The organism is Delftia sp. RIT313 (assembly GCF_000632165.1).
Classification (GTDB): Bacteria; Pseudomonadota; Gammaproteobacteria; order Burkholderiales; family Burkholderiaceae_C; genus Comamonas; species Comamonas acidovorans.
Map to the genome: position 1 here is coordinate 1 of NZ_JFYT01000100.1, position 16,751 is coordinate 16,751.

Below are 16,751 nucleotides of genomic sequence, written 5' to 3' on the forward strand. Positions count from 1 at the left end.
GCCTACACCCTGGCCGCCGCCTGCGTTGCTTGCCCGGCTTGTGTGGCTTGCGCGTTTTGCATTGCAGCCGAAGGCGGTGCCTCGAAAGGTGTGCCCGGCGCCACGGCGGCCAGGGTGTAGGCGCCGATACGGATGCGCGCGCCCAGGGGCAGGCCCACTTCCTGACCCGAACGCACGGGCTGCTCTGCCACCCAGATGGGATCACGCTCGCTCAGGTTCGCAACAAAGGCTCCCTCGGAATCCAGCCTGACCATGGCGTGCACGCGCGCGACGGAAGCGTCCGGGTCCGAGATGATGAGCTTGTTCTGGCCACTGCGTCCGATCGTGCCGCCGGCCATGCCGAATACGGCATGCCAGTGGCGATCGACCGGAACGCCATCGTGGTCCACGACCCTGAGTTCGATTTTGTCCATGGAGTCTTAGGCTAGGCAGTTTTCAGGAAGCGTCGGGATGCCTCAGGAGGCTTTGCGCGCGGGCGCAGGGCGCTTGTTGCGCAGCGCGGCACGGGCGTTGTTGAACTCCCGGCCCCAGATGGGATGGCCCTTTTCGGCCTCGGTCAGCTGGAAGGTGGGGTCCAGGGCCAGGGCCATGTCGAAGTGCTGGCGGCAGGGCTTGCGGCGGCCTTCCACGCAGTGGCTGAAGGCGATGTACTTCAGCGCCTTGACCTGGCTGCTCATGGGCAGTTCCTGTGCGGTGGACAGGGGCGTGAGCGCCGTGATGGCGTCCTCATAGCGGCCGTCCACATAGAGCTGGATGGCTTCGACCAGCTCCTGCTCCTTGATCACCACGGGGTCCACGGGCTTGACGGGCTCCGGAGGCTGGACCACGGTCGGGGCCGGCTCGGGCTCCACGGGCTTGGGCGCGGTTTCACACGCGGCCAGGCCGAAGGCAACGGCCAGGGCAAGGGTCAGGCGCTGGATGGAGTGAGGAATATTCAGGGTCATGGACATGGTCAGCGGGCATCAAAGTCATGGGAAAGGGTCACCGACTGGCCGTCGGTGATGCGGATCACCTGCCGATAGCTCTCGAAGCCGGGATTGCGCAGCTCCACCGTGTGGGAGCCTGGCGCCAGCTTGAGCAGCACGACGGGAGGGGTGACGCCGGACGGCTTGCCGTTGATCAGCACATTCGCCCAGGGGCTGACCCTCAGGCGCAGGTTGTGATCTGTCCGTGGCGTCTCAGACCGTGCGGCCAGCGCGGCGGAGCGCGCTGGAGCAAGGCCGGGTGTCAGGGCGGTGATCGAGGTGATCACGCGGCTGTTCAGTGCAAAGCCGCCGGCCGTGGGTGCCGCAGGCGCCGTGCGCAGCCGCTGCGCGGAAGGGCAGCGCTGGATCCAGCGGTCCTGGGCGCGGCTGTAGGCGTCCCGCCACGGCGTACCCGTGGTTTCGTAGGCTTGCAGTGCAAAGCCCGGGTGTGCGGAGAACGCGGAGTCGAAGGCCGCCTCGCAGCGCGCCCATTCCTTGTGCGTGCAATAGGTGTAGGCCAGGTACTTGTGGGCGGAGGCCCGCTCCATGGGATCGGCCAGCCCGCCAAACAGCGCAGCCTGCAGCGCACGCTCGGCCTGGCCCAGGTCGCGCGCCTCGAACAGCGCAATGCCCTGCGCCAGCTGCGGGCGTCCTGCCGAGCCGGTTTGGGCCGGCGCCGCCTCTTCGCATGCCGCCTGGGAATGCGCCAGGCAGGGCAGGCCGAGCACTGCAGTGCACAGCATCCATCGCCAGCGGTGGTTCATCAGTCGAGCCATGGGCCGCGCTCATTCGAAAAGATGGTTCACGGTCACCGACTCGCCCTTGGTGACCGTGATGGTCTTGGTCACCGTGGAGGCCGCACCCGGGTTGCTGATGTCGATGCGGTACTCGCCCTCTGGAAGCTCCATCTGGGTCAGCGGCGGGCTGGTCCGTGCCGGGGCGCGGTTCACGGAGACATAGCCCCAGGGCACGACCCGGAACACCACCTTGCCCGTGGCCGCTGCGGGCTTGACGGGGCGGGCTTCGGTCTTTGGCGGCTCGGTGGGCAACGGCTCGGACCCGGTGGCCACCGTGACGGGGACGACGGGCGTGCTCTGCTCGGGCTGCGACGGGGCAATCTCGGGCAACGCGGCCTGCTGCTCGGGCGAGGTCGTCGGCTGCACCTGCTCCGTGGAGGCCAGCGAGGCCTCGTTGAGCAATTGCTTGAGCAGCGCCTGGGCCTCGGTGCGGTGCTGTCCTTCGGGGAAGCTGTCCAGGTAGTCCTGCAGGCGGGCCAGGCTGGACTGGCTTTGCGCCTGCTGCCATGCCAGGCTGTCGCGTGCTGCCAGGGTCTTGGCGCGTGCCTGGTCCTGGGAATGGTCGTACCACAGCACGCCGCCGCCCGCGATGGCAGCCAGCACCAGGGCGCCGATGGCCAACGGTACGGCCATGCTGCTGCGCCTGGCCTTGGGCGCAGCCTGGGCCCCCGCAGCTGGAGGCCGGGCAGCCGGAGGCTTGCCTTGGACGGCCGGCGCTGCGGCGGGCTGCTCGGGAACGGGAGCCGGTGGTGAAGCCGGAGCCTGAAGCGTAGTCTGAGGCGCCGGCATGCCTGGCAGTGCCTGGTCGATGTCGATGAACGGCCCGTTGCCCAGGCCCATCGGGTCGGCGGCAGAGGCCTGGGGCGCAGATGGGTGTGCCATCTGAGGCGTGGCCATGGCAGCAGGTGTGCTGGGGGCCAGTGATGCCGGGGCCACGGGCGGAACCGTTGCAACAGGCGGCACGGGCAGCACAGGTGCCACAGGTGCCACAGGTGCCACCGGCATGACCGTCGCCACGGGCGCAACCTGTGGGGTGGGTGCGGGAACGTAGGTTTCCGTGATCGGCAGGAAACGGGGTGCCTGCGCGGATGCCGACTCACTGGCCATGGCGGCCTGAACGGCCGCAGGCGTCGTGATCGGGATGTAGATGGGGCTGGGGCTGGGCTCCACAGGCGCAGGCGCCGCCCGGTTTTCGGCAGACAGGCCCAGCAGGCTGCGCAGTTCGGCAATCGACTGGGGCCGGTCCTGCGGGCGCACGGCCAGGGCTTTTTGCATGCCCTGCAGGAAGGCGTCGGAGTAGCCGGGAACCTGCTCGGAAGTCAGCGGCTGCATGGGGTCCGTGACCATGCGCGCCACCGAGGTGGCAGGAGTGCGGCCCGTGGCGGCCTGGTGAATGAGGGCGCCGACCTGGTAGATGTCCGTCCACGCGCCCTGGGGCATGGCGCCGTCGTCCACGTACTGCTCGATGGGCGCAAAACCGGGCTTGAGCACCATGGTCAGCGCCTGGGTCATGTCACCGATGATGCGGCGCGCGGCACCGAAATCCAGCAGCACGGGGCTGCCATCGCGCTGCACGAAGATGTTGTCCGGCGCGATATCGCGGTGGAAGCAGTCCTGTGCATGCAGGACCTCGAGCACATCGAGCAGCGGGGCCAGCAGGGTGCTGAGCTGGGCCTGGTCGATGCGGCCCGACGATGCCTGCAGCACGCGGCCCAGCGTCTGGCCCTCGTAGTGGCGCATCACCATGTAGGCCGTGCCGCCGGCTTCGAAGAATCGGTAGACATGTACCAGGGTGGGGTGCGAGAAGCGCGCCAGCAGGCGGGCCTCGTTGATGAAGCTGCGCAGCCCGGCGTCGAACGCGCCACGGTGCTGCGAGCGCACATGCACCTGATGGGAGCTTTGCCGCCCGGCCAGGGCCGAAGGCATGTACTCCTTGATCGCGACCTCGCGGTCCAGCGAGAGGTCACGGGCCTTGTAGACGATGCCGAAACCGCCTTCGCCGATGACATCGAGCACGCGGTATTCGCCAATCTGGACACCTGCCGGAAGGCAGTTGGTCGAACATGCTGCTTCGCTATCCATGCAATCCCACCCAAGATGTTGTTTCACACCCTGGCGGGCGATGTCTGTCGCGCAGCCAGGGTGCCGAACCTGTTCGAGGCCATTGGACAAGGAGAAAGCCGGCATCACACCGGCAATCTGTCTCTGTAAACCGTTGGTTTTCCTCAATCAGCCTATTGTCTGAAGCCAGGGGCCAAAGACGAGCGTCATGGATTCGTCATGAATACAAGATCGTATTTCAATCGGACTCCGAATGCGGCGTGAGTGTAGCTTGAGTTCCGCAAAAAGCCATGACACGAATCGAATGGATATGAGGTGGATACATTTTTTTTCAGATGTATCCGCCGTAACAATTCAGTCTGCTCAATTGTTTGTATTTTGTCGGCCTTATCCACTATCATCGCGGCTCCAACAAAGGAGGGCGGTTCACGACAGTGAGGATTGCAGGCGATTGTCAATACATTCCTTGACCATCCAGGGTATGCGCCGCACTGATCTGAATCACGTGTTAAGTGAATCGGTTTCGTGCGCTCTACCCGAGAGTGGTTTCCCTTTGTTCGCGTGTGAACTATCCGATGCAATCAGGCTATTGGGTTGCATGCGAACGTTTAATCCATTAGTTCGAGAGGTGTGCAATGTCCGTTGATATGTTCATGAAGGTCGAGGGCGCCAGTGGCGAGTCCCAGGATTCCAACCACAAGGGCTGGACCGACATCGACTCCTTCACCTGGGGTGCTACCCAGCCCAACACCATGTCCAGCGGCGGCGGTGCCGGCGCCGGCAAGGTGAGCTTCCATGACCTGAACGTCATCGCCAAGGTGGACAAGTGCTACCCCGCCGTGCTCAAGCACTGCGCCACGGGCAAGCACCTGGGCCAGGTCGACATCTCGCTGTGCAAGGCCGGCGGCTCGCAGATCGAGTTCACCAAGATCACCCTGACCGACGTCATGGTGACGAACGTGACCGTCAGCGGCGCCAACTCCTCTGACACCGTGACCGTGAACTACTCGTTCCAGGCTGCCAAGGTCAAGACCCAGTACTGGGAACAGACCAACCAGGGCGGCAAGGGTGCCGAGAGCCAGATGGGCTTCAACATCAAGGAAAACCGCGAAGCCTGAGCTTCCTCCCGCAGCTGTGCTGCTGCGGCAACCCGCGTCGGACGCGTCTGGCGCGGGTGTTGCCGTGGACGTGCGGGAATATGGCCTCCATCTATCGATGGAGGCTTTTCAGTATGGAAAGCCGAAATCAGGCTGTTGGGTGAATATCGGAGAGACGTGCCTTGAGGCCGCGTGGGTAACCGCGTGCCTGGCTGGTTTTTGTGTCATTTTTTTGACTTGGGCCAGCTTTCCATTCCTGTCAAAAGCTGAATGTCGTTAGGCTTGTCAATCTTTGACAAACACAAAAACCCATGGCCGCGGGCATGGGGAATCGACTTGCTCGCTGCACTATCAATGTGCAGAAAATTTCTGATAAAAATGAATTGCCGTGGATATGCGCAGGATTACCGCGCGTGGGTTCCTGTGTCTATTGATCAGGCACATTGAATGCCTGGTGCCGGGGCCTGCGAACCGTTGTGGTGCGTTTGGCCCGTACTGCGGCGAGTGGCGGAGCATACACGAACATCGGACGTTGTCGAGAATATTTTTGCCGGTCCAATTATTAAAACGCAATTCGTTTCTTTAATAAATTCCACTGCCAACTTGTGTACAAGAAAGAGTACTAAATGCGTGAATGGACCATTGCCCATTGCCGGCGTGCAAATCCGTCAGAGAGATTGCAGCAGCAATCGGCGTATACCCTGTCACCGGCCGCAAATCTGCACGGTGCCGAAGGCATGGCTTCGCACTTTTCCACCGCCTTGAGCCGGGTCCTGGCTGGACTTGGCTGTCGCCAACGGCAGGGGCAGTGTTCTCCAACCGGCATGGCAGTCGCATGAGCATCGCGGTTGCCTCCCCGCCCGTGTGCGAGACGCGCCAGGGGCCTGCAAGCAGCGCGCACTCGCTGGCCGCGCAGATCTACGCTTGCCTGAAGAACGACATCTTCGACTTCCGCCTGCTGCCCGGCGACCGCTTCAGCGAGGGCGAAATCGCCACGCGCATGCAGGTCAGCCGCACGCCCGTGCGCCAGGCGCTGTTCTGGTTGCAGCGCGATGGCTATGTCGATGTGCATTTCAAGAGCGGGTGGCAGATCAAGGCCTTCGACTTCAAGTACTTCGAGGATCTCTATGAGGTGCGAACCCTGATGGAGACCAGCGCCGTGGCCAGCCTGGTGGGCGAATCGCTGAAGTCATTGCAGCCGTTGCGCGAGGTCTGGTGCGTGCCCGAGGAGCAGCGCGAGACCGACCCCGCCGTGGTGGCCTCGCTGGACGAGGCCTTCCATACCGGCCTGGTGGCCGCGACCGGCAACCAGGAGATGGCGCGCATCCACCTGGACATCACCGAGCGCATCCGCATCATCCGGCGCCTGGATGTCATCAAGCTGCCGCGGGTCTCGGCTACCTATGACGACCATGCCGCCATCCTCGCGGCCATCGAGGCTGGCGATGCGGCGCGGGCCCAGTCCTGCCTGAGGGAGCACATCGCCGACAGCCGGGCCGAGGTCAAGCGCATCACGTTCTACATGCTGCAAACGGCGCGCGAGCGCTATGGCGCCCTGACGCAGATGGCCTGAGGGCTGCATTGTGTTGGTGGAGGGCCTCTTCGGAGGCCCTTTTTCATGGCCGGGCCGCTGCGGGAAGGCGGCGGACATCCGTTCCGGCGCAGCAAAGCCTGCAAGTCGTGGGCAAGGGGCCTGCTTTTCCCCGCATCGCTGCGGCGGCGTCCCGGTAGTCTTCCAGCCAAACCGTGGACGGGCCTCGCGCCCGCGCCATCTGCCAACTCACAGGGAAGAGAACATGAGCATCAGAACCGACAACCTGAACGTGCAAAGCCTGCTGGCCCGCGCCCAATCCAAGCTCAACAGCAGCACGACGCAGGCGGCTTCGGATTCGGCCGGCAAGAAGAGCGCTGCGGAGACCAGCGTCACCAAGACGGACAGCACCAAGACGGAGACCACCGAAGCGGAGAAGGTCCGCAAGCTGGCGCCGTCGCTGACCAAGGCGCACGAGCGCATTGCGGCCCAGGCCCAGGCGGGATCGACCTCGCTGTCGGCGTTGGGGCAGTTCAAGTCATCCCTGGTGGACCTGGCCTCGGCGGGCAAGGATGTGGCCGCGCTCTCGGCCACCAGCACCACCCAGTCGGTGCAAGGCGCGCTGGAAAAGCTGGTGGCGCGCTACAACTCCAGCGTTGCCAAGGGCAGCGTGAGTGCGGCGGCCGGTTCTTCCACCGATGTGGGTGCCACCCGCGCCCTGCGCGAGTTGCGCTCGGCCATCATGAGTGTCACGGGCAGCGCGACCGCGCCCAGCCTGGGCAAGCTCGGCATCGTCCAGCGCCAGGACGGCACGCTGGCGATGGATGCCAAGGCCCTGGAAAAGTCCATGGCCGCCGATGCCGCAGGCGTGACCTCGGCCCTGGCCGGCATTGGCAAGGCGGTGGAGAGCAGCGCCAACTCTGCGCTGTCCACGGGCAGCCGCCTCAGCTCGTCCATGGCCAGTCTGGGTGACCGGGTCAAGACGCTGCAGCAGCAGCAAAGTGCGGTGGTTGCCACGGCCGAGAAGCTGGGCGACTCTCTGGTCGGTTCGGCCAACTGGAACCGCATGGTGCTGGACGCCTACCTCAAGAACTGATTTCAGCACCATCCCCGCCCTGCATCCTGCTCCCGGAAAACATGAAAAACCTGCGCATCGGCCTCCGTCTCGGAGGCGGCTTCACCATTCTTTTGCTGATCATGCTGCTGATCAGTGTCACCAGCATCGTCAGCATGGGGCACATGGCCCGCTCGACCACGGAAATCACCGAGGTGGCCCTGGCCAAGGAGCGGATGATCAGCGACTGGTTCCGCAACATCCACTCTGGCTCGCGCCGGACCACGGCCATCGCCAAGAGCAGCGATCCTTCGCTGGCCACCTTCTTTGCCGAAGACGCGGCCGAGTCCTCGCGCCAGTCGGGCAAGCTGCAGGACCGCATCGAGCCGCTGCTGCAGACGCAGGAAGAAAAGGACATCTGGGTCGAGATCAAGAAGGCGCGCGCCGGCTACCTGGCGGGCCGCGACGTGGTGACCAAGGCCAAGGCCGAAGGCCGTGCAGAAGATGCCGAGCGCCTGTTCACCCAGGAGTACCAGCCCGCCACGCAGCGCTATATAGAGATCGTGCAGCGCCTGCTGGACATGCAGCGCGCCGCCATAGACAGCTCCGCCGGTGAAGTGCAGGTGCGCTTTTCTGCCAGCCGCGCCACCATCATCGCCGTGGTGTCCCTGGCCGTGGTGCTGGGCGCGCTGGCCGCGTGGTGGATCACGCGCGGCATCACCGTGCCGCTGGCCGAAGCCCTGCGCGTGGCGCGCACCGTGGCCAACAACGACCTGACCAGCCGCATCACCGTTGATTCGCGCGACGAAACCGGCCAGTTGCTGCAGGCGCTGCGCCAGATGAACGACAACCTGGCCCAGGTCGTGGGGCAGGTGCGCTCGGGTGCCGACAGCATCGCCACGGCTTCGGGCGAGATCGATGCGGGCAACCAGGACCTGTCCTCGCGCACCGAGCAGCAGGCCAGCTCGCTGGAGCAGACGGCTGCCGCCATGGAGGAGCTGACCAGCACGGTCAAGCAGAACGCCGAGAACGCACGCCAGGCCAATCAGCTGGCCGCTTCGGCATCGCAGACTGCGGTGCAGGGCGGCAAGGTAGTGGCGGGCGTGGTGGACACCATGGGCGGCATCAGCGAGTCCAGCCGCAAGATTGCCGACATCATCGGCGTCATCGACTCCATTGCCTTCCAGACCAACATCCTGGCGCTGAACGCTGCCGTGGAAGCGGCACGTGCCGGTGAGCAGGGCCGTGGCTTTGCCGTGGTGGCGGGCGAGGTGCGTGCGCTGGCCCAGCGCAGCGCCTCGGCGGCCAAGGACATCAAGGACCTGATTGCAGATTCCGTGTCCAAGGTGGACGCGGGCACGCGCCAGGTGGCCGAGGCCGGCCGCACCATGGACGGCATCGTGCAAAGCGTGCAGCAGGTCAGCGACCTGGTGGCCGAGATCACGGCCGCGAGCCAGGAGCAAAGCAGCGGCATCAACCAGGTGCACCAGGCGATTTCGCAGATGGACACGGTGACCCAGCAGAATGCCGCGCTGGTCGAGGAAGCAGCAGCTGCGACCGGCTCGCTCAAATCCCAGGTGAATCAGCTGGCGGCCGCCGTGAGCGTGTTCCGCATCGACGGCGTGGCGCCGGCCCGTGCAGGGACGGGAGCAGCTTCGTCTTCAGTACCTGCCGCGCGCGCGCCTTCTGCGGCAGCGCCCATGCGCCCTGCGGCCAGACCGCTGGCCGCGTCCGCCCCTGCTGCTGGCACTGCACCCGCTGCTGCCGCGCGTAGTGCATCTGCCGGCCCAGCGCCCGCAGCAAAGCTGCCTGCTGCCCGGCAGACCGTGGCGGCCAAGGGCAATGACGACGGGGACTGGACTTCGTTCTGAGTCCGTCCGGCTCCGGTGGAGTTCTGCCGGGTTTGGCCGAGTTCAGCTACTTGGGGGCGCCCAGTTGGTACTTGGAGCCCTCGCCCTGGCCATCGGAGATGGCGGCGGCCTGGCCAGCGGCAGGGTTCACGCCGCCGGCATCTTCCTTGTTCGTGGCTCCTGCGCCGCTTGCGGGCTCCGATGCCTTGGCGGGCAGGGGCGCGGCTGGCGGCAAGGGCTCGTGCGGATCCCCCTTGGCATGGGGCATGACCTGCTCGGCCATGATCACGGGCTGGCCCAGCAGGGGCTTGTCCGGCGGGGGCTGGTTGAAGCGCGGCACTTCGGCCATGGGAAATCCCGCGCGCGTCGACGAGGTCTCGCCCGAGCAGGCGGCCAGCGTCAGCAAAGAGGTTGCGGCGACGCCCAGGGCCAGCCGTCTGGCGAGTGTCGTGGCCTGCACAAATTCATGGGGCATGGTTGTTCTCCGATGTCGATCTTCCGGCCGACATGCTCCCATGTGTCCAGGACTGGTGGCGTAGGTCCATGCCGGATTCCCGGTGACAGGCCACCGCAATCCTTGCTCAGGGCTGGCTGCCGCTGGCCTTCCACGATCCATCGGACTGCTTGCAGAACCAGAAGCGCCAGTTTTCCGAGGTCTTTTTCAGGCGCACGTCGGCCGACAGCAGGCGGCAGCTTCCGGCCGAGCCGGTCTGCACGGTCTGCTGCGGCTGCAAGGCCATCGTCACGCGCTGGTTGGTACGGTTCGGGCGGCTGGTCCATTCGGTCACGGAGCCGTCGGCAGCCTCGTTGAGCACCTTGGCCACGGCGGCCTTTGCGTCGGGCAGGTCCCTGGCGGGAATGCGTGCGGCGATGGTGTCGTTGAGGAAGATCAACGCTGCGGCATTGGCGCTGGTGGACACCAGCGAGGCGGCGGCGGCCAGCGATGCGACGGTGAGGGCAAAGGTTTTCATGCAATGGTTCCTGGAGTGTGGGCCGACGACCGCAGCGGGATGTCGGAAGGAAGGTATCGGGCCATGTTAACGGCTGTCGTGGTGGCGCCGTGCGTCGCGCACCGCTGAAACCAGCGCGGACTGCGGCCGAGTGTGGTCGAGTGCTGCCGAGGGCCGCGCAAAACCGTTACAGTCCCTGGCGGATTCCTTCGTCCATTTCCGCCAGAAATTCCACTGCATGCCACGATCTTCCAGCCACCAGACCACCCAGCGCTTTGCCATTCCATGGACGCTTGTTGCAGGCTTTGGTGCAGCGGCCCTGGCCACCCTGGTCATCGCCTTCGTCAATTTCCGGGCGTCCGAGGCGCGGGGCCAGGCCGTGGATGCCATGGACCGCACCACGCTGGCCATGCGCCAGCTCAGCCAGCTCAATGCCTCGCTCAAGGATGCCGAAACCGGACAGCGGGGCTTTCTGCTGACGGGTGACCAGGCCTATCTGCAGCCCTACCAGCAGGCGCGCGATGTGCTGCAAAAGCAGCTGGAGGCGCTCAAGGCGCGCACGTCCAGCGACTCCGTCCAGCACCGGCTGCTGGACCAGATCGAGGACATCTCGACCCAGAAGCTGCGCGAGCTGCAGGAAACCATAGACTTGCGCAAGGCCGGCGACCTGGACGCCGCCATGGCCCTGGTGCGCCTGGACGTGGGCAAGAACGCCATGGATCGGCTGCGCGAGCTGATCGATGATCTCTACACCCGCCAGACCCGTGAGCTGGAGCAGCGCCGCCAGCTGTGGGTGGAGGCCTCCACCACCTCGACGTACTACTCCTGGGGCGGCTCCCTCATCTTGCTGGGCCTGATCCTGGCATCGGCCGCGCTGACGGTGCGCGAGTACCGCGTCAAGGCGCGCCAGTCTTGGGTGACGTCCGGTCTGTCCGGCCTGGGCCAGCAGTTGCAGGGCGACCGCCGGCTGGAAGACCTGGGCCAGAAGGCACTGGAATACCTGGCCACCTACCTGCGCGCCGAGGTGGGCGCCGGCTATGTGGTGGACTGCACCGACGGCGGTCTGAGCCTGTTCGGCGGCTATGCCTTGCCGCGCGAGCGCCTGCAGCACAAGCTGCTGCCCGGCGAGGGCCTGGCGGGCCAGGCGGTCACCTCGCGCAAGCTGCTGCATGTCAGGGACGTGCCCGCGCAGCACCTGCCGATTTCCTCGGGCACCGGCCAGTCCAGCCCGTTGCAGCTGATGGTGGCGCCCGCCATGGAGAACGGCGAAGTGTTCGCCGTCATCGAACTGGGCTTTCTGCGCGGGGTGAGCGAGGCAGAGCGCAGCCTGCTGGAGCGGGCGTCCGAAATGCTGGCCGTGGCCATCCGCTCGGGCCTGGACCGTTCGCGCCTTGAGACCTTGCTGGAAGAAACGCGCCGCCAGTCGGAAGAGCTGCAGGCCCAGCAGGAAGAGCTGCGCGTGAGCAACGAGGAGCTGGAGCAGCAAAGCCGCATCCTGCAGGAGTCGCAGACGCAGATGGAGCACCAGCAAAGCGAGCTGGAGCAGACCAATGCCCATCTGGAGGAGCAGACCCAGCAGCTGGAGTACCAGCGCGAGCAACTGCTGCGCGCCCAGGGTGCGCTGACCGACAAGGCGCACGAGCTGGAGCTGGCCAGCCAGTACAAGAGCGAGTTCCTGGCCAACATGAGCCACGAGCTGCGCACGCCGCTGAACTCCACGCTGATCCTCGCCAAGCTGCTGGCCGACAACAAGCCCGGCAACCTGCAGGCCGATCAGGTCAAGTACGCACAGACCATTCATGCGGCGGGCAGCGACCTGCTGGCGCTGATCAACGATATCCTGGACCTGTCCAAGATCGAGGCTGGCCAGGTCAGCGTCCTGGTGGAGCCCATGACCATCGCCACCGCCTTGCAGGCGCTGATGGAGCCGCTGCGCCCCATCGCCCGCGAAAAAGGCCTGGAGCTGACATGGACGGTGGACCCCGGCGTGCCGGCCTCCATGCAGACCGACCCCATGCGGCTGGCCCAGGTGCTCAAGAACCTGCTGTCCAACGCGCTCAAGTTCACGGCCAAGGGCTCGGTCGAACTGCAGGTGTCCCGCGTGCCCGGGGGCATGCTGGCGTTTGCCGTGCGCGATACCGGCATCGGCATTGCCGAGCAGCAGCAGCAATTCATCTTCGATGCCTTCCGCCAGGCGGACGGCAGCACGCATCGCAAGTTCGGCGGAACGGGCCTGGGCCTGTCGATCTCACGTGACCTTGCCGGGCTGCTGGGCGGCACGCTGACCGTCTCCAGCACGCCGGGGCAGGGCAGCGTGTTCACGCTGACCGTGCCTGTGATCCTGGAGCTGGTGGAGCCTGGCCAGGCCTTGGCTGCCGCGCCGCTGCCCCGCCCGGCGCGGGAATCGCTGGCGAATGCGCAGACACAGACGCAGGTGCCGGTGTCATCGCCCGCGTCCGTGCCCGCCGTCGCCTCGGCCCATGTCGCGCCGGCTGCGCCCGCGTTCGCGCCGGCCATGTCGCCAGCCAAGTTTGCGCCGATGTTGCCTACTTCGTCCGCGGCGAATGCCCTGCGAAAGAGCGGGCAGAGCGGGCGCCGCATCCTCGTCATCGAGGACGATCTGCGCTTTGCCGACATTCTTTCCGAGCTCGCGCGCGAGATGGATTTCGAATGCGATGTGGCCAACACCGCGTCCGACGGCCTGGCCATGGCGGCAAGCAACCAGCCCAACGCCATCGTGCTGGACATCAACCTGCCCGATTTCTCGGGCCTGGGCGTGCTGGACCAGCTCAAGCGCAACCCCGTCACGCGCCACATTCCCGTGCACGTGGTCTCGGTGGCCGACTATTCGCAGGAGGCCATGGGACGCGGCGCCGTGGGCTACGCGCTCAAGCCCGTCAAGCGCGAGGAACTGGTCCATGCCCTGAAGCGGCTGGAGGCCAAGTTCACCCAGGACCTGCGCCGCGTGCTGGTGGTGGAGGACGACGAGCGCCAGCGCGAGAGCGTGCGCCACCTGCTCAGCCGCAGCGATGTGGACATCGTCTGCGCGGGCACGGCGGCGGCGGCGCTGGAGCATCTGCGCGGCGCCACCTTCGACTGCATGGTGATGGACCTGAACCTGCCCGACATCAGCGGCTACGAGCTGCTGCAGCGCATGACGGACCAGGACGATGTTTCCTTCCCGCCTGTCATCGTCTACACGGGCCGCGCGCTCTCGCGCGATGAAGAGCAGCAGCTGCGGCGCTTTTCCAAGTCCATCATCATCAAGGACGCGCGCTCGCCCGAGCGCCTGCTCGACGAGGTCACGCTGTTCCTGCACCAGGTGGAGTCCGAGCTGTCGGCCGAGCACCGTCAGATGCTGCAGGTGGCGCGCAGCCGCGAGTCGGCGCTGGAAGGGCGCACGGTGCTGGTGGTGGAGGACGATGTGCGCAATGTGTTCGCGCTGTCCAGCATCCTGGAGCCCACGGGCATCCGCGTGGAGATCGCGCGCAACGGGCGCGAGGCGCTGGAAACCCTGGAAGCGCGGGGCACGGCGCAGGCCGGCATCGACCTGGTCCTGATGGACATCATGATGCCCGAGATGGATGGCTACACCGCCATGCGCGAGATCCGCAACCGCCCGCAATGGCGCCGCCTGCCCATCATCGCCCTGACCGCCAAGGCCATGAAGGACGACCAGGAGAAATGCCTGGCAGCCGGTGCCAACGACTACATCGCCAAGCCGCTGGACGTGGAGAAGCTGCTGTCGCTGGTGCGGGTGTGGATGCCCAAGTAGCAAGGAGGACGCGATGCCGCAGCTGAAAAAAGCCCGCACCGCCGACATCGAGCAGCGCCTGCTGATCGATGCCATCTACCACCGCTACCACTACGACTTCCGGGGCTACGCCCAGGCCTCGCTCAAGCGGCGCCTGCAGTCGGCCCTGGTGCAGTTCGACTGCAAGACGCTGTCGCAGCTGCAGGACCGTGTGCTGCACGATACAAGCGTGTTCCCGGCCCTGCTCGAGTACCTCACGGTCCAGGTCAGCGACATGTTCCGCGACCCGACCTACTTCCGCTCGCTGCGCACCGAGGTCGTGCCGCTGCTGCGCACCTATCCCTCGCTCAAGGTCTGGGTGGCCGGCTGCAGCGCGGGCGAAGAGGTGTATTCGCTGGCCATCCTGCTGCATGAAGAGGGCCTGCTGGACCGCACCCTGATCTACGCCACCGACATCAATCCCCATGCGCTGAAGGCGGCAGAGCAGGGCGTGTTCGACATGGCGCGCGTGGCGGCCTTCACCGACAACCATGCGCGCTCGGGCGGGCACAGCTCGCTGTCGCACTACTACACGGCGCGCTATGGCCGTGTGGTCTTCGACAAGGGGCTGCGCGAGCACATGGTGTTCTCCGACCACAGCCTGGCCACCGACAGCGTGTTCGCCGAGATGCACCTGGTGTCCTGCCGCAACGTGCTGATCTATTTCGAGCGCGAGCTGCAGGACCGGGCGCTGGGCCTGTTCCGCGATGCGCTGTGCCATCGCGGGTTCCTGGGGTTGGGCTCCAAGGAGTCGCTGCGGTTTTCAGGGCATTCGGAGGCCTTCGAGGACTTCGTGCTCGAAGACCGCATCTACCGCAAGAGGGCCGGGCTGTGATGCCCGCGACCACGAACACACCCGCCTCGGACGCCGCCACAGCCTACGAGGCCATCGTGATCGGCGGCTCGGCCGGCGCGCTTGATGCGCTGTCCGTGGTGCTGCCCACGCTGCCCGCCAGCCTGCGCGCTTCGGTGCTGGTGGTACTGCACCTGCCGCGCGACCGGCGCAGCCTGCTGGGCCAGCTTTTCGGGCCGCGCTGCGCCCTGCCGGTGCGCGAGGTGCAGGACCAGCAGTGGCTGGAGCCGGGCTGCCTGTACTTTGCGCCGGCCGACTACCACCTGCTGGTGGACAGCGGGCCCAGGCTGGCGCTGTCGCTGGATGCGCCCTGGCATTTTTCGCGGCCCTCGATCGATGTGCTGTTCGAGTCGGCTGCCGACTGCTATGGCGAGCGCCTGCTGGCCGTGCTGCTGTCCGGCGCCAACGAGGATGGCGCCCAGGGCATGGCCAGCGTGCACGCGGCCGGCGGCCTGGCGGTGGTGCAGTCGCCAGACAGTGCCGCAATGCAGACCATGCCGCGGGCGGCCCTGGCCCGCGTGCCACAGGCCCAGGTGCTGGCGCCGCAGGGCATTGCCGCGCTCATCGCATCGCTGCACGGCCAGGGGAGGCTTTGAATGTCCATTCAGCGCGCTCCCACCAGACAAAATACCGAGAGAGAATCCATGTCCCAAACAGATCGCGTCAAATGCCTGATCGTCGATGACATTGCCGAGAATCTGATCGCCATCGAAGCGCTGCTGCAGCGCGACGGCATCGAGTTCCTCAAGGCGCATTCCGGCCCCGAGGCGCTGGAGCTTTTGCTCGACCATGGCGATGTGGCGCTGGCCCTGCTGGACGTGCAGATGCCCGAGATGAACGGCTTCGAGCTGGCCGAGCTGATACGCGGCAGCGAGCGCACGCGCCACATCCCGCTCATCTTCATGACGGCCGGCTCGCGTGAGCACAACTGGCAATTCCGCGGCTATGAAAGCGGCGCCGTGGACTTTCTGTACAAGCCCATCGACCCGCACATGCTGACCACCAAGGCCAATGTGTTCTTCGAGCTGCACCAGCGCAAGCAGGCGCTGGCCCAGCAGCTGCAGGAGCGCACCGAGGCGCTGCGCATCAACGAGATGTTCATGGCCGTGCTCAGCCACGACCTGCGCACGCCGCTGCAGTCCATCAAGGCGGCGGCCACCGTGCTCACGCGCCAGCCCGATCCCGGCAAGGTGGCCAACATGGCCGAGCGCATGCTCAGCAGCAGCCAGCGCATGTCGCGCATGATCGAGGATCTGCTGGACGTGACCCGCATCCGCCAGGCAGAAGGCCTGCCGCTGTCGCCCCAGCCGACCAGCCTGCAGACGCTGCTGCAGCGCACGCTGCAGGAGGTGGAGACGGGCTTCCCGGAGCGGCGCCTGGAAAGCGAGATGCTGGGCAATCTGGAAGGTATCTGGGATGGCGAACGCCTGTGCCAGGTGCTGACCAACCTGCTGGGCAATGCCATGCACCACGGAGATCCCGCGCAGCCGGTGCAGGTGACGGCCGATGGCCGCCAGGACGAGCGCGTGTCCATCACGGTGCGCAACGGCGGCACCATTCCCGCGGAACTGCTGCCCACGCTGTTCAACCCGTTTCGCGGTGGTGAACGCCGTCCCGGCCAGCACCAGGGACTGGGCCTGGGGCTGTTCATTGCGCACCAGATCGTGCGTTCGCACGGCGGGCGCATCGATGTGCGCTCCGCCGACGGAGTGACCAGCTTCAGGGTGGAATTGCCGCGCGAGGCGGCAGTGGGAGGCTCCAAGGCCGTGCTGTGACGGCGGGGGCGGGGGGGCGCGGGGG

General features: G+C 66.1%; 14 protein-coding genes. 8 read left to right on the forward strand and 6 right to left on the reverse strand.

All coding sequences use genetic code 11. The annotated features are described in order from the left end of the window. Positions 1-2: 2 nt before the first annotated feature. Genes BW39_RS27150 through BW39_RS27165 form a run of 4 tightly spaced genes read right to left on the reverse strand, consistent with a single transcriptional unit; the run spans position 3 to position 3,844 of the window. Positions 3-413 carry an FHA domain-containing protein gene (locus BW39_RS27150; protein ID WP_043825300.1) on the reverse strand — a complete coding sequence of 137 codons (411 nt, stop codon included), beginning with the start codon at positions 411-413 and terminating at the stop codon, positions 3-5. A 42-nt stretch (positions 414-455) separates the two neighbouring features. Further along, positions 456-950, reverse strand: coding sequence for a TssQ family T6SS-associated lipoprotein (locus BW39_RS27155; protein WP_012205665.1), 495 nt, complete (start codon positions 948-950; stop codon positions 456-458). A gap of 2 nt (positions 951-952) precedes the next feature. After that, entirely contained in the window at positions 953-1,741 is a 789-nt protein-coding gene (locus tag BW39_RS27160; RefSeq protein WP_043825302.1) for a PEGA domain-containing protein, read from the reverse strand. A 9-nt stretch (positions 1,742-1,750) separates the two neighbouring features. After that, complete coding sequence (locus BW39_RS27165) at positions 1,751-3,844, reverse strand: serine/threonine protein kinase (protein ID WP_043825304.1); 2,094 nt, start codon at positions 3,842-3,844, stop codon at positions 1,751-1,753. Positions 3,845-4,458: 614 nt separating this feature from the next. Between BW39_RS27165 and BW39_RS27170 the strand changes: the two genes are divergently transcribed. The 4 genes from BW39_RS27170 to BW39_RS27185 all read left to right on the forward strand — a co-directional run bounded on the left by BW39_RS27170 (position 4,459) and on the right by BW39_RS27185 (position 9,376). Further along, positions 4,459-4,941, forward strand: a complete 483-nt coding sequence (locus tag BW39_RS27170) for an Hcp family type VI secretion system effector (protein ID WP_013802370.1) — start codon at positions 4,459-4,461, stop codon at positions 4,939-4,941. Positions 4,942-5,755: 814 nt separating this feature from the next. Further along, positions 5,756-6,493: a GntR family transcriptional regulator gene (locus tag BW39_RS27175; RefSeq protein ID WP_013802371.1), complete on the forward strand. Its 738-nt coding sequence runs from the start codon at positions 5,756-5,758 to the stop codon at positions 6,491-6,493. Positions 6,494-6,716: 223 nt separating this feature from the next. Next, on the forward strand, positions 6,717-7,547 hold the full coding sequence (gene fliD, locus BW39_RS27180; protein WP_043825305.1) for a flagellar filament capping protein FliD: 831 nt from the start codon (positions 6,717-6,719) through the stop codon (positions 7,545-7,547). 41 nt (positions 7,548-7,588) lie between these two features. Then, positions 7,589-9,376 (forward strand): methyl-accepting chemotaxis protein, encoded by a 1,788-nt coding sequence (locus BW39_RS27185; RefSeq protein ID WP_043825306.1) that lies wholly within the window; start codon positions 7,589-7,591, stop codon positions 9,374-9,376. A gap of 46 nt (positions 9,377-9,422) precedes the next feature. Here BW39_RS27185 and BW39_RS27190 read toward each other — a convergent pair whose 3' ends face one another. Next, complete coding sequence (locus BW39_RS27190) at positions 9,423-9,830, reverse strand: hypothetical protein (RefSeq protein WP_013802374.1); 408 nt, start codon at positions 9,828-9,830, stop codon at positions 9,423-9,425. Between the two features lie 106 nt (positions 9,831-9,936). Further along, on the reverse strand, positions 9,937-10,326 hold the full coding sequence (locus BW39_RS27195) for a hypothetical protein (protein ID WP_013802375.1): 390 nt from the start codon (positions 10,324-10,326) through the stop codon (positions 9,937-9,939). A gap of 217 nt (positions 10,327-10,543) precedes the next feature. On the opposite strand from BW39_RS27195, the gene BW39_RS27200 reads away from it, so the two are divergent. The 4 genes from BW39_RS27200 to BW39_RS27215 are packed head-to-tail and all read left to right on the forward strand — an operon-like array spanning position 10,544 to position 16,726. After that, positions 10,544-14,080, forward strand: coding sequence for a response regulator (locus BW39_RS27200; RefSeq protein ID WP_043825308.1), 3,537 nt, complete (start codon positions 10,544-10,546; stop codon positions 14,078-14,080). Between the two features lie 13 nt (positions 14,081-14,093). Continuing rightward, positions 14,094-14,933 (forward strand): CheR family methyltransferase, encoded by an 840-nt coding sequence (locus BW39_RS27205; RefSeq protein WP_012205655.1) that lies wholly within the window; start codon positions 14,094-14,096, stop codon positions 14,931-14,933. Further along, positions 14,933-15,547 carry a chemotaxis protein CheB gene (locus tag BW39_RS27210; RefSeq protein WP_034393833.1) on the forward strand — a complete coding sequence of 205 codons (615 nt, stop codon included), beginning with the start codon at positions 14,933-14,935 and terminating at the stop codon, positions 15,545-15,547. The genes BW39_RS27205 and BW39_RS27210 overlap by 1 nt, the downstream gene beginning before the upstream one ends. 48 nt (positions 15,548-15,595) lie before the next feature. After that, entirely contained in the window at positions 15,596-16,726 is a 1,131-nt protein-coding gene (locus BW39_RS27215) for a hybrid sensor histidine kinase/response regulator (RefSeq protein WP_043825310.1), read from the forward strand. Positions 16,727-16,751 lie beyond the last annotated feature (25 nt).

Coding starts and splice junctions, on each gene's coding strand:
- BW39_RS27150 (WP_043825300.1), bottom strand. CDS start 413: ATGGACAAAATCGAACTCAGGGTCGTGGACCACGATGGCGTTCCGGTC.
- BW39_RS27155 (WP_012205665.1), bottom strand. CDS start 950: ATGTCCATGACCCTGAATATTCCTCACTCCATCCAGCGCCTGACCCTT.
- BW39_RS27160 (WP_043825302.1), bottom strand. CDS start 1,741: ATGGCTCGACTGATGAACCACCGCTGGCGATGGATGCTGTGCACTGCA.
- BW39_RS27165 (WP_043825304.1), bottom strand. CDS start 3,844: ATGGATAGCGAAGCAGCATGTTCGACCAACTGCCTTCCGGCAGGTGTC.
- BW39_RS27170 (WP_013802370.1), top strand. CDS start 4,459: ATGTCCGTTGATATGTTCATGAAGGTCGAGGGCGCCAGTGGCGAGTCC.
- BW39_RS27175 (WP_013802371.1), top strand. CDS start 5,756: ATGAGCATCGCGGTTGCCTCCCCGCCCGTGTGCGAGACGCGCCAGGGG.
- fliD (WP_043825305.1), top strand. CDS start 6,717: ATGAGCATCAGAACCGACAACCTGAACGTGCAAAGCCTGCTGGCCCGC.
- BW39_RS27185 (WP_043825306.1), top strand. CDS start 7,589: ATGAAAAACCTGCGCATCGGCCTCCGTCTCGGAGGCGGCTTCACCATT.
- BW39_RS27190 (WP_013802374.1), bottom strand. CDS start 9,830: ATGCCCCATGAATTTGTGCAGGCCACGACACTCGCCAGACGGCTGGCC.
- BW39_RS27195 (WP_013802375.1), bottom strand. CDS start 10,326: ATGAAAACCTTTGCCCTCACCGTCGCATCGCTGGCCGCCGCCGCCTCG.
- BW39_RS27200 (WP_043825308.1), top strand. CDS start 10,544: ATGCCACGATCTTCCAGCCACCAGACCACCCAGCGCTTTGCCATTCCA.
- BW39_RS27205 (WP_012205655.1), top strand. CDS start 14,094: ATGCCGCAGCTGAAAAAAGCCCGCACCGCCGACATCGAGCAGCGCCTG.
- BW39_RS27210 (WP_034393833.1), top strand. CDS start 14,933: ATGCCCGCGACCACGAACACACCCGCCTCGGACGCCGCCACAGCCTAC.
- BW39_RS27215 (WP_043825310.1), top strand. CDS start 15,596: ATGTCCCAAACAGATCGCGTCAAATGCCTGATCGTCGATGACATTGCC.